We start from the raw sequence: 15,600 nt of genomic DNA, 5'->3' as shown, positions 1-15,600 counted from the left end.
TTTTCGAAATCACCATGTCAAGCTGGAAGGTTGGTAGGAAATGGGCGACGAAATTCGCAGGAACATGGCGTTATTTCCGATCGGCATCGTGATGAAGCTGACCGACTTGACCGCCCGCCAGATCAGGTATTACGAACAACACGAGCTGATTCAGCCGGCGCGGACGGATGGCAACCAACGTTTGTTTTCCTTTAATGACGTCGAACGGCTCATGGAGATCAAATCGTTGATCGAGAAGGGCGTCAATATCGCGGGCATCAAACAAGTGATGAACCCGGTCGGCGAGGGAGGAAGCGAAGGGACGATCATTAACGAAGTGTCGGAGGTCAAGCGGCGCGAGATGAGCGACTCCCAGCTTCACAGAATGTTGAAGCAAGAGCTGATGCAAGGCAAACGTCCAGGTCAAGTGTCATTGATCCAGGGCGAGCTGTCTCGTTTTTTCAAAAACAAATAATAAGCGATAAGGGCGTGTCTGAATACTCCGAGGGCAGCAGATATTGCCGAATTTTCGTTCCGTGCAAGGAACTTTTGTGAAGGTGTACCGGGGGTACGTCAAACAATAGTGACGAAGCAGGGGGCAAAAAGGCGGTGAAAGATGCCTCTGAGCGAGTTTTCAAACACGCCCAACGTACTCAGGAGGCTGTCATGAACTTTACTCGCGAAGATATTTTGCGGATCGCAAAAGAGCAGAACGTTCGGTTTATCCGGCTGCAGTTCACGGACTTGCTCGGCTCGATTAAGAACGTGGAAATTCCGGTCAGCCAACTGGAGAAAGCTCTCGACAACAAGATGATGTTCGACGGCTCTTCGATCGAAGGGTACGTTCGAATCGAAGAATCCGATATGTATTTGTTCCCGGATTTGAGCACTTGGGTCGTATTTCCTTGGGTGACGGAAAACAAGGTCGCTCGCCTGATCTGCGATGTGTATATGCCTGACGGCACACCGTTCGCAGGCGATCCTCGCGGCATTCTGAAGCGCGTGTTGAAGGAAGCGGAGGAAATGGGCTTCACGACGATGAACGTCGGGCCGGAACCTGAATTTTTCCTATTCCAGACGGACGACAAAGGCAATCCGACGATGGAGCTTAACGACCAAGGCGGCTACTTCGACCTTGCGCCAACGGACCTTGGCGAGAATTGCCGCCGCGATATCGTGCTCACGCTGGAAGAGATGGGCTTCGAGATCGAAGCTTCTCACCATGAAGTTGCTCCGGGGCAGCACGAGATCGATTTCAAATACGCAGATGCGGTGAAGTCGGCTGACCAGATTCAGACGTTTAAGCTGGTCGTCAAGACGATTGCACGCCAGCACGGCTTACATGCGACGTTTATGCCTAAACCGTTGTTCGGCATGAACGGTTCCGGCATGCATGCGCATCAATCGTTGTTCCGCGGTAATGAGAACGCGTTCTACGATGAGAGCGACAAGCTGGGGCTCAGCACCATTGCGCGCCAGTACATGGCAGGCGTTCTGCGCCATGCTCGCGGATTCGCGGCCATTACGAATCCGACCGTCAACTCGTACAAACGTCTCGTGCCTGGTTATGAGGCGCCGTGTTATGTCGCGTGGTCGGCGAGCAACCGGAGCCCAATGATCCGTATTCCGGCTTCCCGCGGATTAAGCACGCGCATCGAAGTGCGTAACCCGGATCCGGCCGCCAACCCGTATTTGGCGCTTGCGGTCATGCTGAAAGCGGGCCTTGATGGGATTGCGAACAAGATGTCGATTCCGGCTCCTGTAGACCGCAATATTTATGTGATGAGCGAAGAAGAGCGGATGGACGCCGGCATTCCGAGCTTGCCGATCGACCTCAAAGAAGCGCTCGCGGAACTGCTGCGCGACGACATCATCTGCGAAGCGCTTGGGGACCATGCCCTCAGCCACTTCTACGAGCTGAAGGAAATCGAGTGGGATATGTATCGCACCCAGATTCACCAATGGGAAAGAGATCAGTATTTGACAATGTATTAAGATTAGTGGCGCCTGCCCCGTGTTCGCATTGATGCGAACACGGGGTTTGTAATTGTAATGGGTGGCTGGGGAGTATAGTGAAGAGGGGCTCGCACAGGCGATTTAACGGTGCGAGGTACCGCTATTGGAGCAAAGGTTGGGATTATGCTGAAATAACGGTGTGAGGCTCCGCTATTGGAGCAAAAGTTGGGATTTTTCCGGAATAAGGGTGTGAGGCACCGCTATTGGAGCAAAAGTTGGAAATTTGTCAGAATAATGGCGCGTGGCACCTCTATAGGGCCGGAAGTCAGCATTTTTTGTGAGCATAACGGTACTTGGCAGCGAAATAGGGAATGGTCAGCTTAACTGCAATTTCGGGGCAAGAAGGACCATTCGTATATAAACGATAAAGAAAAGCAAAACGCCCCTTCGTCCAAACGAAGGGGCGTTTTATATTACATAATCGAACGGATCAGGCCGATGACTTTGCCGAGGATGCTGACGTTTGCAAGCCGAATCGGCTCCATGCTGGCGTTCTCCGGCTGGAGGCGAATGTGGTCGCGCTCCTTGTAGAACGTCTTGACGGTTGCTTCGTTCTCTTCGGTCATAGCGACGACGATGTCGCCGTTCGTAGCGGTTGGCTGCTGACGGACAATGACATAGTCTCCGTCGTGAATGCCTGCTTCGATCATGCTTTCACCGACAACCGATAACATAAATACGGATTGATCTCCAACCATACTAATAGGGAGAGGATAATATTCCTCGATGTTCTCTTGAGCGGTGATCGGGACGCCTGCGGTAACTTTACCGACGAGCGGGATCGGGCGGATGGATGAGGAGATCTTGTAAATGGCGCCATCCTCGTCGTCAAGAATTTCAATTGCACGCGGTTTCGTAGGGTCGCGACGGATGAGGCCTTTCTTCTCCAACCGATCGAGATGGCCGTGGACGGTGGAACTGGAAGCCAATCCTACCGCTTCTCCGATTTCCCGGACGGAAGGGGGATATCCTTTTTCTCTAACTTCATTCTTAATAAATTCGAGTATGGCATTCTGGCGATTCGACATCTTGGACACGCCCAGCCCTCCTATGTATGAGCTCATGATGACAAATTATAGCACAGAACCGGAGTTCGCACAAACATTCGTTCTACAGAACAAACGTTCCGAAATTTGTTGACAGGCACATTTGTTCGTGTTACGATCTTATTAAGTCAGACGAGAACAAATGTTTGGGGGACAAAATAATGGTACATACTTGGGTATCTTCAGCTCCTGCAACTTCTGCATATCATAAATCTTCGGTTCGCACTTCATCATCGTCCAGACGGCAAGCGTCTGCTTTGAATTGGAAATTCGCTAGAGGAATGTTTTTCTTGCTGGCATTCTTGCTGCTGTTCAGCGGCTTCACGCTTGTTCGCGTATTTGCATCCTCTGGAGAATCTGTGCCGGCCCAAGCGCAAGAGATCGTCGTGTCCGTCGACAGCGGCGATTCGATTTGGAGCATCGCGAATAATAATAAGAAAGAAGGCATGGACACGCGTAAAGCGGTTCACGCCATCGAGAAGCGGAATGGACTGACCGATTCTCGACTTGAAGTCGGCCAGCAATTGATTTTGCCTTCCAGCATTTTGCCCGATAACGCCTTGGAGTGATGCGTTTAAGTACGCAGTTGATTCTAAACGGTTGCCGCGTCATATGTATAATCAGATTGAACACAAGATCGGTTCTGCCGGTCTTGTGTCTTTTTATATTTTAATTGTTGTTGCACTCCATTATTGCCCACATAAGCGATTGTTCTATATCAAGATCTGCTTTTCTTGACAATCGCTCCGGCAAAGTGGCAAAGTAGAGTAGATAAACAGAAGGGAGCGAGTAAACGATGGATATGGATCGTCTAATATCGCGAATCAATGAGCTGTCCCGTAAAAATAAAAAGGAAGGCTTGAATGAAAGCGAGTTGGCCGAACGAGACAGTCTCCGTCGCCAGTACATTGCGATCTTCAAGCAAAATTTTCGCCAGGAGTTAGATCGCATTGAAGTCGTAGACAGTGACGACTCAACGATCACGCATTGAGAGATCTTGAAGGAGGAAGCTTATGTCCCGCTCGTGGGAACGGATGGTATCGAAAAATTCGAAACAAATCTACAAACGCCGGGTGAAAGATGGCAAGAAGGGCATTGCAACGGGCGGGCCTCAGGTCGACCGGTTTAAAGGGCGCAATTACGTCGTTCCTGTGCTGCTGTTATTGCTGATCGTGCTATACGTGACGCTTGCACAGCCTTGGTCGAAAGATTTTATGCAAGATCCGACGATGTTCTGGCTAACAGTGGGGTGTTACGTCGTTCTTGCCATATTTTATTTCTTGCGGCGACCGTATTTGTCTGTGACTCGCGACACGCTCGAAACGCGCAAGTTCACGGGTTATAAGACGCTTCGTCCGGGCGATATTCGTAAAATCATCATTCAACCGGGTTACGTGATCGTCGAGTCGGTGAAAGGCGCCAACTGGGTGTTCTCGAAGCTAATGAATCGTTTTCCGATCCAGGACATGGAAACAAGGCTCAAGACGTTCGCTGAGCTTCATCATATCGACTGGGAAGTTAAGGCAAAGTGAGGAGAAGGCAGCATGTCGGTTAAGGCTGTGTTATTTGATTTGGACGATACGTTATTGTGGGATGATCGCAGCGTAAGCGAAGCGTTCAAACAAACGTGCACGATTGCGGCGGAAGCTGCAGGTGTGAGTGAAGAGGAATTGGAAGCGGCCGTTCGTCGTGAAGCGAGAGCTCTATACGAGACGTATGAGACGTTCCCGTTCACACAGATGATCGGCATTAATCCTTTCGAAGCGTTATGGGGGAAGTTCGAGCGAGGAGATCATCCGATGTTTCGCAAACTGCAACAGCTCGCTCCAGAATACCGAGTCCAAGCGTGGACGAAAGGGCTAGCCGCACTTGGTGTGGATCATCCTGAACTGGGTGAGAAACTGGCGGAAGCGTTCCCTGCACTTCGCAGGCAGCTTAAATACGTGTACGACGAGACGTTCTCCGTATTGGACGAGCTTAAGAAAAAGTATAAGCTGTTATTGCTAACGAACGGTTCTCCCGATCTGCAGCAGGAGAAGCTGGACGGTATGCCGGATCTTATTCCTTATTTTGATTCGATCGTAATCTCAGGCAACTTCGGCGAAGGCAAGCCGTCTTCGAACTTGTTCGCCCACGCGATGGAGCAAATCGGTATATCTCCTGAAGAAGGTATTATGGTCGGCGATAAGCTGACGACGGACATACTTGGCGCGAATCGGATCGGCATGGTCTCCGTTTGGATCAACCGTCATGATGCGAAAAGAAGCGACGAGATCGTCCCCGCATACGAGATCGCCAGCTTGACCGAGCTTTATGACTTGCTGAATCAACTGAACGAATCGGTATCTTAATCACGATCCATACTTAACAGAAAAAGCGCCCGCAAAGGCGCTTTTTGTATGTCATCATTCCATTATTTCACGAAAGAAGGGTCTTCGTAAGGATCGGCGATCCAACCGGCCGGTTCGATGAACAAACGTACGGCGACGATAGCTTTGTTGTCCATCAGCGTGAAGAAGTGGGGCTGACCTTCCGGTACGGAGATCACATCGCCGACGCCGAGCTCGACGTCGAAGTAGCCGGTTTCTTCGTCCCCTTTAATGATAAAGATACCGCGTCCGGCCGTAATGGCGCGAACTTCGTCTTCAGTATGCGTGTGCACTTGCTCGAACTTCTTCAGAAGCTCCGGCAAGTTCGGCGTCGCTTCGGATAAGGCGACGATGTCCCATGTTTTGTAACCGCGGCGCTCGGCGAGGTCGCGGATCTCCGCGTCATAAGTAGAGAGAATGCCGTTTTTGTCTTCATCAGTCAAAGCGAATTTCTCGACGAGAGGGGCAGGGAGTTTACTTCCATCCCAATGTTCGTACAGGACGTTCTGCTTTGTCAGAAACGCCAAAACTTCTTGTTCACCGGAGATCCGTTCGTTCGTATTGCGAATGCGTATTTCAGCCATTCGGTAATCCCTCTTTTCCCAATAGGTTTTTATGACATTATTATAGTCCAATTCCTGCAAGCTGTCGACGTGCATCTTTTCGTGTCGGTGCGATTCTGTTACTATAGAATTTAATGATTTGACAGACAGGGGAAGAGACTCCACTATGACTTTAACGCAAATGAAACCGTCTCTGCAAGAGGCGATGAAATCGCGCATTCTCATTCTTGACGGCGCTATGGGGACGATGATTCAACAAGCGGATTTGGTTGCGGAAGATTTCGGCGGAGACGACCTCGAAGGCTGCAACGAAATGCTGGTGCTGACGCGTCCGGACGTCATTAGCAGCATTCATGAAGCTTATCTCGCAGCGGGATCGGATATCATCGAAACGAACACTTTCGGCGCAACGGCTCTCGTCCTTGCGGAATACGATATTCCCGAAAAGTCTCGCGAGATCAACCTCGAGGCTGCTCGGCTGGCGAAAGAGGCTTGCGATAAGTACACGACACCCGACAAGCCGCGTTACGTGGCAGGGGCGATCGGGCCGACGACGAAGACGTTATCCGTTACCGGCGGCGTTACGTTCGACCAACTCGTACACGATTACGAAGAGCAGGCGATCGCGCTAATCGAAGGCGAAGTCGACTGCATCCTTATTGAGACTTGCCAAGATACGCTGAACGTTAAGGCGGCCGGAATCGGTGTTCGCAACGCGTTCGCTAAGCTCGGTCGCGAGCTGCCGATCATGATCAGCGGTACGATCGAACCGATGGGCACGACGCTTGCGGGACAGAACATCGAGTCATTCTCGATTTCGCTTGAGCATTTGAAACCGATCTCGATCGGTTTGAACTGCGCGACTGGTCCCGAGTTTATGCGTGACCATATTCGTACGTTGTCGGGCATTACGGACGCGGCGGTCAGTTGTTACCCGAACGCGGGATTGCCGGACGAGAACGGTCATTACCACGAATCGCCGGAATCGCTCGCGACGAAGCTGAAAGGTTTCGCCGAGCAAGGCTGGCTGAACGTTGTCGGCGGTTGCTGCGGTACGACGCCAGCTCATATCGCTGCGATGGCTGAAGCGATGAAGACAGTTGCTCCCCGCAAGCCGGAAGGGACGCACCCGCCGGCGGTGTCCGGCATCGAGACGGTATTCATCGAGGATGACAACCGCCCGATCATGATCGGCGAACGGACGAACATTTCCGGTTCGCGGAAGTTCAAACGTCTCATTAAAGAAGGAAAGTTCGACGAAGCTTCGGACATCGCCCGGGCGCAAGTAAAGGGCGGCGCCCACATTATCGATATCAACTTGCAGGACACGGACATCGACGAAGCGTATGCGGTTAATCAATTTTTGCCGATGGTCACGAAGAAGATTAAAGCGCCGCTAATGCTCGATTCGACTTACGATCATATTATCGAACTCGGTTTGAAATATTCGCAAGGCAAAGCGATCATTAACTCCATTAACTTGGAGGACGGAGAATCGAAGTTCGAGCAAATTTTGCCGCTTATCCACCAGTATGGCGCTGCAGTCGTCTGCATCCTGATCGATGAAAGAGGTCAGGCGGTGTCCCGAGAAGCGAAAATGGAAGTGGCGACTCGCTCGTATGAGCTGCTGACCGGAAAATACGGCATGAATCCGGACGATATTATTTTCGACCCGAATATGTTCCCGATCGGTTCCGGCGACCCGCAATATATCGGTTCAGCGGTCGAGACGATCGAAGGCATTCGGATGATTAAAGAGAAATATCCGCGCGCCAAAACTATTCTCGGCCTTAGCAACATCTCGTTCGGCTTGCCTGATGCTGGCCGGGAAGTGCTGAACTCCGTTTATTTGTACCATTGCACAAAAGCGGGACTCGACTACGCGATCGTGAACACGGAGAAACTGGAACGTTACGCATCTATTCCGGAGCACGAGCGGGCGCTCGCCGAAGCGCTGATCTATGATACGAACGACGATACGCTTGCCGCATTCGTCGCTGCGTTCCGCGATAAGAAGACGGAACAAAAAGTAAAAGTCAACAACCAGACGCTTGAAGAACGTCTCGCCGGTTACGTCGTCGAAGGCAGCAAAGATGGTCTCGCAGTCGATCTCGACGAGGCGCTTGCCAAATATGCTCCGCTAGATATCATTAATGGGCCGCTCATGAGCGGGATGGAAGAAGTCGGCCGGCTGTTCAACAACAATGAGCTGATCGTCGCGGAAGTGCTGCAGAGCGCCGAAGTAATGAAAGCGTCAGTCGCCCACCTGGAACCGCATATGGAGAAAAACGAATCGGCAGTCAAAGGGAAAATCCTTCTCGCGACCGTCAAAGGCGATGTGCACGATATCGGCAAAAACCTCGTCGAGATCATCCTCTCGAACAACGGCTATCATATTGTGAACCTCGGCATCAAGGTGCCGCCGGATCAAATCATCGAAGCGGTGAGGACGGAGAAGCCGGATGCGGTCGGCCTGTCGGGTCTACTCGTCAAGTCGGCGCAACAGATGGTCATTACTGCACAGGATATGCGCAACGCCGGCATCGACGCGCCGATTCTGGTCGGCGGCGCGGCGCTGACCCGCAAGTTTACGAAAACACGCATCGCGCCGGAATACGAGGGTGTTGTGCTGTATGCGAAGGACGCGATGGACGGCCTCGATATCGCAAACAAGCTGAGCGATCCCGGCCATCGGGCGCGGATTATCGAAGAGCATTGGGCAGGTCAAGCGAAGCTGGCCGAAGAGGCTGCCCTGCCGAAGCCGGAACTGCCGCAGGCTTCCCGTTCGCGTTCTTCGAACATTTCGAAGGATGCGCCTGTGTTCACGGCTCCGGACTTCGATCGTCATGTGCTGAGAGACTATCCGATGTCTCATGTGCTGCCATACGTAAATATGCAAATGCTGCTCGGGCATCATCTAGGCCTGAAAGGAAACGTCGACGAATTGCTCGCGGCCGGAGACGAGCGTACGACGAACCTGAAAGCGACGGTCGACGAGATTATCGGTCAATCGCAAGCGAAAGGCTGGTTGAACCCGAAAGCAATGTATCGCTTTTTCCCGGCTCAATCGGATGGCGACAGCATTCTCATCTACGACCCAGCAGACACGAGCCGCGTGCTGCACAAGTTTACGTTCCCCCGTCAGCAAGTGGAGCCGTACCTCTGTCTGGCAGACTTCCTGAAGTCCGTAGAGAGCGGCGTGATGGACACGGTAGGATTCCTTGTCGTGACCGCGGGTCAGGGAGCAAGAGAGCAGGCCGAAGAGTGGAAGATGAACGGCGACTATTTGCGCTCGCATGCGCTGCTCGCAACAGCGCTTGAGGTGGCCGAAGGGATGGCGGAACGCGTCCACCACATCATGCGCGACATTTGGGGTTTCCCGGATGCGCCGGATATGACGATGAAGAAACGTTTTGGTGCGCGTTATCAAGGCATTCGGGTTTCATTCGGATATCCGGCGTGCCCGGACTTGGAAGACCAGGGGCCGTTGTTCTCGCTCATGAAACCGGAAGACATCGGCGTCGAACTGACCGAAGGTTTCATGATGGAGCCGGAGGCATCGGTGTCGGCAATGGTTTTCGCTCATCCGGAAGCGCAGTATTTCAACGTCGAGAAAGCATAATATAGAAAAAATCCCCGAGCGATTTGCCGAACACCGGCGCTTCGAACGGGGATTTTTTTGGGGAATCGCAACAATCGCTACTCGTTGTAAGCCGACTCGTCCTTGATTTCGCTTCTCATGCTGGAGATCGCCGCGCGACGTCCCTCGTTTTTCTCTGTTAACGCATTTTGCTCTTGCGCACCGATCTCTTCGGAATGCTCGTCCAAATAATGCTCCGATTGCTCGAGGTTATCGATGGTGTTCTGAACGGCTTCCTGCAACTTCTCGACGTTGTCGGATCGATCGTCTGGTTTGGCCATGTTCTCGTCTCCTTCTAATGGGATTCTGGTTGGCGTAACCTAGTATGCAAGATTGTGCCTCCTCCTATACGGAATAACTTTTCCCGGGAAAGCGCAGGAGACGACACGAATTGTCGCAATGGGGGCGTTGGACGGGGATCGAGGGGGTTCGAGGCGCGGTGTGGAGCTGGAAATGTCGAATGGGAGAGCGCGCAAGCCGTTGCCACGCGAACATGTATTCTGTACAATGAAAGTATTAACGATTTAGGGGAAATGAACATGAATCCGTATACGCTGCGAACGGAGTCGGTAGACGAATGGCTCGACTTGCTGAGAAGCAAGCCGGAGCTGATGGATAACGTTACTTATTGGCATACGGAGCCTGCACGCCCGTCCCGGACGTCTGAGCTCCCTTTTTCCATACACCCGAAGTTGGCAGAAGCATTGCGCGTCAAAGGCATAGAACGGCTGTACACGCACCAGGCGGCTTCCTTCGAAGCGGTGAGTGCGGGGCGGCACGTCGTCACCGTTACGCCAACCGCGTCGGGGAAAACGCTTTGTTATAATCTGCCCGTTCTCCAGACTCTGCTGAATAACGACAGCGCGAGGGCGCTTTATTTGTTTCCGACGAAAGCGCTGGCGCAAGACCAGGTCGCCGAACTGCAGGAATTGGCGAACTTGATGGAGGCGGACATCAAGACGCATACCTATGACGGCGATACGCCGCCGACCGTGCGCCAGGCGATCCGCAACGCGGGCCACATCGTCGTGACGAACCCGGATATGCTCCATTCGGCGATTCTTCCTCATCATACGAAGTGGGTTAAGTTGTTTGAAAATATCCAATACGTCATCATCGATGAATTGCACTCTTATCGCGGCGTGTTTGGCAGTCATGTATCCAACGTCATACGTCGGCTTAAGCGGATATGCAAGTTTTACGGCAGCGAACCGCAGTTTCTGTGCGCGTCGGCGACGATTCGCAACCCGCGCGAGCACGCGGAAAGGCTGCTCGGGGAAGAGGTCGCACTAGTTGATGACAACGGTGCGCCGGCGGGGGAGAAACATATGGTATTCTATAACCCGCCCGTCGTGAACAAGCAGCTCGGCATTCGCAGAAGCAGCGTGCTGGAATCGCAGAAGCTGGCGTCGATGCTGCTCAAGAGCGGCATTCAGACGATCGTGTTCGCCCGCAGTCGCGTGAGAGTCGAAATTCTTCTTACTTATTTGCAAGACGCGATCAAGGGCGAGCTAGGAACGAAGTCTATCCGCGGTTATCGCGGAGGCTATTTGCCGAAGCTTCGGAGGGAAATTGAGAAAGGACTGCGTAACGGCGAAATCCGGGGCGTCGTCAGCACGAATGCGCTTGAGCTCGGTATCGACATCGGGCAGCTTCAAGCTTGCGTGCTGAACGGTTATCCGGGCACGATCGCCAGCACATGGCAGCAGTCCGGACGAGCCGGACGGCGGCAAGGCAGCTCGGTTACGTTTATCGTCGCCAGCAGCAATCCACTCGATCAATATCTGATCCAGAACCCGGATTATTTTCTCGGGCGCCCGCCAGAAGAGGCTCGCATTCATCCTGACAACCTGCTCATTCTGCTCGACCATCTGAAGTGCGCGGCGTATGAGTTGCCGTTCGAGGAGGGCGACACGTTCGGAGGAGAAAAACTGGTCGACTTGCTCGAATTCCTCGCCGAAGAGAAGGTGCTGCACCGGGTCGGCAATCGCTGGTACTGGATGGAGCAGGCATTTCCTGCCCATAACATTTCGCTGCGATCGGCCGCGCAGGAGAACATCGTCATCATCGATATGACCGAAGGCCATCGCGTCATCGGCGAGGTTGACCGGTTCAGCGCGCCGACGCTTGTCCATGAAGAAGCGATCTACTTGCATGAAGGCGTGCAGTATCAAGTCGAGAAGCTGGATTATCCGGAGAAGAAAGCATACGTTCGCCAAGTCAACGTCGATTACTTCACGGACGCGAGTCTGGCCGTCGAACTCAAAGTGTTACACGTTGACAGGGAATCGGCGTCTGGTCCGCTGACACGTCAATATGGAGAAGTAACAGTTATGGCTAAACCGACTATTTTCAAAAAAATCAGATTGCGCACGCACGAGAACATCGGCAGCGGCCCGATCCATCTGCCAGAGGAAATTCTTCACACGAGCGGATACTGGTTCACGTTCTCGGAGGAAGAATCGGCCAAACGAAGCGCCAACGACATGCAGATGGCGCTTCTTGGGCTCGCCAACGTGCTTATTCACCTTGCGCCGCTGCATCTGATGTGCGATCCCCTCGACATCCGAGTCGTTCCGCAAGTGAAGGCGACGCATACGAAACGGCCTACGATTTATTTTTACGACCGTTATCCCGGAGGCATTGGTCTGAGCGAGCGACTTTATGAGAAGCACGACATGTTGCTCGAGGAAGCGCAGCGGCTTATCGTCGGATGCGGTTGCCTGAGCGGTTGTCCGGCTTGCGTCGGCCCGATCGAGGAAGTCGGTCTGCTTGGCAAAGATTTGGCGTTGTCCATGCTTGACAGTGTGAGGGAGCGCCGATGAACGGAGGATTGCGGGAGAGGCTTGGCAGGCTGCGTGGTCAGGTGCCGTCGGAAGAGACGGGAGAGAACGTAATAACGAAAGAGGATGGCTCGGAGGTTAGAGTGGGAGCAACTGCGGAACAGCACGAAGTTTCCAATCGCGAACAAGTGATAGCTAACTCTGGACAGGAGAAGATACCGGAAGGCTTTCGCCGTCTCGGTATCGATGTTGTACGTACGGAGCTCGGGTCGTTCCTGCTGCGCACCGTCCGCTATCCGTTTCCGTATCATCACGGCGTGTACGACTTGGCGGAGCTAGCTTCGATCGCTGGCTATTTGTCTCCGGTCGCTCACCGTCAGAATAAAGAAGCTGATCCGCAGCCGCTTAACGTATCGCGCCTGTTGTTCCTTGATACCGAGACAACGGGTCTTGGAGTCGGCGCGGGTAATGTGCCGTTCATGATCGGCTTTGGCTATTGCGAATCCAATGCGTTTGTCGTTGAACAGGCGCTTATTCGTCACCCGGGTGAAGAAAAGGCGATGCTCAGCTATCTGCTAGGCAAAATGGGCGAGCGCAGCCACCTCGTCACCTACAACGGACGGACGTTCGACTGGCCCGTGCTTGTGAACCGCTTTATATTAAACGGGTGGCGCAAAAACGGGACTGAGCCGGCCCATCTCGACTTTCTGCATCCGTCCAGGGCGCTTTGGCGCAATACGCTCGCTTCGTGCCGCCTTGCGACAGTGGAGGTGGAGAGGCTCGGATTCGTCCGCGAAGACGACGTTCCGGGTTCGCTTGCGCCCACTTTATATTTCCGCTATTTAAGCGACGGAGATCCCGAGCATTTGCGAGGGGTATTCGTTCATAACGAGCAAGATATTTTAACGCTTGCTTCCCTATCTGTACATTTTGGAGTATTGTTAAGCGAACGAGAGTTGGCTACACATGCGAACGAGGCCGGGAGCGAGGAATTGTACCGAACGGCGTGTTGGCTGGAGCTGCACGGCAAATCGGACATCGCGGAGACGTTGTTCGCGAGATTGGCGGAACGGGGCGACATTGGAGACGGCAATTGGTGCTTGGCGCTAGCATCCCGATACAAGAAAACCGGGCGCCATGAACTTGCCCTGCCGCTTTGGCAGCAAGCAGCCGAACGGGCGGAACAATCGGCTGCCCCGAAGCTGGAGGCGCATCTTGAACTTGCCATCTATTATGAGCATCGGGACAAGAGGCTCGACATCGCGATCGGCTACTCAGAGAAAGCACTGGAGCTCGTTCGTCGCCGGGCGAAACTTGTGGCTGCGAATGCGGCCAAGCATCGGGAAGAGAAAGAAAGCTGGCAGCGACGTCTGGCCCGGATTCGGGAGAAAGCGGCGCGGCTGGGAGAAAGGGAGAGGGAATGACCGCATGGCGTCTATCGCTTCACATACGCAAGAAATGAATTTAATGGCATTAAAGAAATTCCCGACTCCGTGCGCGCTGCTGTTCGACCTGGACGGCACTTTGTATCGCGGAGACGAGCCGGTGTCGGGTGCTTCGGAGCTTGTTGCATATGCGCGCACGAAATCGCTCACGCCATTATTCGTCACGAACAATTCTACGCGAACGCCGTCTGAAGTTGCCGATCATCTTCTACGAATGAATATTGTCGCGCATCATGAAGAAATCGTCACCTCCGCGCTGGCAGCCGCTTACGATATTCAAGCGAGGTCGCCAGGGGCTGCAGTGTTCGCGATCGGGGAACACGGGTTAAAGACAGCGCTTCGTGAAGCCGGACTGCGTCTAATTGGGGAACAGTCGGAGGAGGGGAAGTCGCGGGAGCTCGCCATAGCTGACTTTGTCGTGCAAGGCCTGGACCGAGCATTGTCTTATTCCCGACTGGCGGAAGCGACGAGACAATTGCTTGCGGGTGCCGGTTTCGTGCAGACGAACCCGGATCGGCTTTTGCCGGTTGGAGACGGTTTTCTCCCAGGAGCAGGCAGCCTCGGAGCGATGCTGGAAGCGGCGAGCGGCCAATCTCCGCGCGTCATCGGGAAGCCGTCGACGATCATTATGGACTTTGCCTTAGAACTCGCCGGAACGACGGCGGAACAAGCTTGGGTTATCGGCGACAACCCTTACACGGACCTGGCTGCCGCACGTAACTCGGGCTGTCCGTCCGTACTTGTGCTGACCGGACTTTGTACGCCGGATAATTGGCGAGAACTTTGCGTCGACGCGAATGTGAAGCCGGACGCGGTGTGCGAAGGTCCGGAACAAGTCATGCAATTGCTGGACAATATGCTATAATGAACGCCATCGAGGCAAGAATGAACATGCGCGCGGCTCAAGCGGAAGGGAAGATCACAGCATGCCGGAAATTCCGGAAATAGAGTATTACCGAACGAAATTGTCTGAAGGGTTGTGCGGCCGAAGCATCACGGATGTCGCCGTTGCAAAACCGGCAACCGTCAATGAAACACCCGAAGTGTTCGGTGAAGCGTTAAAAGGGCGAGTATTGCTGTTCGTTGAGCGGAAGGGCAAAATGATATTGTTCCATCTAGACGACGGTTATCGGCTTGTGATGACGTTGTCAGCTGACAGCAGGGTTCAATATGGCGATCTTTCATCCGATACGGAAGGAGTTCGCGTCGACATCGCGCTGACGTTCGATGACGGTAAATCGCTTCGGCTTAGCGGTATGAAAGCGGCGTATGTTCACCGCATGACTGCGAAAGCTGCGATCGAGCTGATGAAGCAGAACGGTCCCGACGCACTTGATTCAAGACTGACATTGGAAGTATTCGCGAAGCGATTGGCCGGTAAGAAGGGCAAGCTGAAGACGACGCTGACCGATCAACGGTTCGTGGCGGGAATCGGATCCATGTACGCGGATGAAATCGCTTTTGCGGCCGGTATACACCCCGGAACGCCTGTTAGTGCGCTTTCGTCGGAACAAACGGAAAAGTTGTACCGCGCCATGAGGGATGTTCTTGCGGAAGCGGCCGACAAGGGCGGTTGCGTGCTTCATCCGATGACCACGAACGATGATGATATCGCAGGCGGTTATCGGAAATATCTGAAAGTGCACGGCCGCGCAGGAGAGAATTGTTTCACTTGCGGCACGCCGATTCGTATGGAGACGACAGCTGGACGCAAAATGGAGTTCTGTCCCTCCTGCCAAGATACGGTCGGATAACTCGG

General features: G+C 53.4%; 14 protein-coding genes. 11 read left to right on the top strand and 3 right to left on the bottom strand.

Going from position 1 to position 15,600, the window contains the following annotated elements; translation table 11 throughout:
* Positions 1 to 40 precede the first annotated feature (40 nt).
* The gene (locus ACFPOF_RS13215; RefSeq protein WP_378133314.1) at positions 41 to 454 is read left to right on the top strand and encodes a MerR family transcriptional regulator; all 414 of its coding nucleotides are present in this window, start codon (positions 41 to 43) and stop codon (positions 452 to 454) included.
* A 191-nt stretch (positions 455 to 645) separates the two neighbouring features.
* Entirely contained in the window at positions 646 to 1,974 is a 1,329-nt protein-coding gene (gene glnA, locus ACFPOF_RS13210) for a type I glutamate--ammonia ligase (RefSeq protein ID WP_378133312.1), read from the top strand.
* A gap of 434 nt (positions 1,975 to 2,408) precedes the next feature.
* Here the strand turns inward: glnA and lexA are convergent, their stop codons facing one another.
* Positions 2,409 to 3,032, bottom strand: a complete 624-nt coding sequence (lexA, locus tag ACFPOF_RS13205) for a transcriptional repressor LexA (protein WP_378133310.1) — start codon at positions 3,030 to 3,032, stop codon at positions 2,409 to 2,411.
* A gap of 170 nt (positions 3,033 to 3,202) precedes the next feature.
* Here lexA and ACFPOF_RS13200 point away from each other — a divergent pair, with 170 nt between their 5' ends.
* The 4 genes from ACFPOF_RS13200 (at position 3,203) to ACFPOF_RS13185 (ending at position 5,392) form a co-directional block, all read left to right on the top strand.
* Positions 3,203 to 3,610 (top strand): LysM peptidoglycan-binding domain-containing protein, encoded by a 408-nt coding sequence (locus ACFPOF_RS13200; RefSeq protein ID WP_378133308.1) that lies wholly within the window; start codon positions 3,203 to 3,205, stop codon positions 3,608 to 3,610.
* A gap of 227 nt (positions 3,611 to 3,837) precedes the next feature.
* Positions 3,838 to 4,032, top strand: a complete 195-nt coding sequence (locus ACFPOF_RS13195; protein WP_378133306.1) for a DUF896 domain-containing protein — start codon at positions 3,838 to 3,840, stop codon at positions 4,030 to 4,032.
* A gap of 22 nt (positions 4,033 to 4,054) precedes the next feature.
* Positions 4,055 to 4,573: a hypothetical protein gene (locus ACFPOF_RS13190; RefSeq protein ID WP_378133304.1), complete on the top strand. Its 519-nt coding sequence runs from the start codon at positions 4,055 to 4,057 to the stop codon at positions 4,571 to 4,573.
* A 12-nt stretch (positions 4,574 to 4,585) separates the two neighbouring features.
* Positions 4,586 to 5,392 (top strand): HAD family hydrolase, encoded by an 807-nt coding sequence (locus ACFPOF_RS13185; RefSeq protein ID WP_378133303.1) that lies wholly within the window; start codon positions 4,586 to 4,588, stop codon positions 5,390 to 5,392.
* 62 nt (positions 5,393 to 5,454) lie between these two features.
* On the opposite strand, the gene ACFPOF_RS13180 is transcribed toward ACFPOF_RS13185, so the two are convergent.
* Positions 5,455 to 5,994, bottom strand: a complete 540-nt coding sequence (locus tag ACFPOF_RS13180; protein ID WP_378133301.1) for a cupin domain-containing protein — start codon at positions 5,992 to 5,994, stop codon at positions 5,455 to 5,457.
* Positions 5,995 to 6,139: 145 nt separating this feature from the next.
* On the opposite strand from ACFPOF_RS13180, the gene metH reads away from it, so the two are divergent.
* Entirely contained in the window at positions 6,140 to 9,595 is a 3,456-nt protein-coding gene (metH, locus tag ACFPOF_RS13175) for a methionine synthase (protein ID WP_378133299.1), read from the top strand.
* A 77-nt stretch (positions 9,596 to 9,672) separates the two neighbouring features.
* Here the strand turns inward: metH and tlp are convergent, their stop codons facing one another.
* Complete coding sequence (tlp, locus tag ACFPOF_RS13170) at positions 9,673 to 9,894, bottom strand: small acid-soluble spore protein Tlp (RefSeq protein ID WP_378133297.1); 222 nt, start codon at positions 9,892 to 9,894, stop codon at positions 9,673 to 9,675.
* Positions 9,895 to 10,152: 258 nt separating this feature from the next.
* Between tlp and ACFPOF_RS13165 the strand changes: the two genes are divergently transcribed.
* From ACFPOF_RS13165 to ACFPOF_RS13150, 4 genes are all read left to right on the top strand, one after another.
* Positions 10,153 to 12,438: a DEAD/DEAH box helicase gene (locus ACFPOF_RS13165; RefSeq protein WP_378133295.1), complete on the top strand. Its 2,286-nt coding sequence runs from the start codon at positions 10,153 to 10,155 to the stop codon at positions 12,436 to 12,438.
* Positions 12,435 to 13,820, top strand: coding sequence for a ribonuclease H-like domain-containing protein (locus ACFPOF_RS13160; RefSeq protein WP_378133293.1), 1,386 nt, complete (start codon positions 12,435 to 12,437; stop codon positions 13,818 to 13,820). Before ACFPOF_RS13165 ends, ACFPOF_RS13160 begins: the two co-directional genes overlap by 4 nt.
* 4 nt (positions 13,821 to 13,824) lie before the next feature.
* The gene (locus ACFPOF_RS13155) at positions 13,825 to 14,706 is read left to right on the top strand and encodes an HAD-IIA family hydrolase (protein ID WP_378133291.1); all 882 of its coding nucleotides are present in this window, start codon (positions 13,825 to 13,827) and stop codon (positions 14,704 to 14,706) included.
* Positions 14,707 to 14,767: 61 nt separating this feature from the next.
* Entirely contained in the window at positions 14,768 to 15,595 is an 828-nt protein-coding gene (locus ACFPOF_RS13150) for an Fpg/Nei family DNA glycosylase (RefSeq protein ID WP_378133289.1), read from the top strand.
* The last annotated feature ends 5 nt before the right edge of the window (positions 15,596 to 15,600 follow it).

This window comes from Cohnella soli (assembly GCF_042655525.1).
Classification (GTDB): Bacteria; Bacillota; Bacilli; order Paenibacillales; family Paenibacillaceae; genus Cohnella; species Cohnella soli.
Note: the sequence above shows the minus strand (reverse complement) of the source record. Positions and strands in the feature narration are given on the sequence as shown.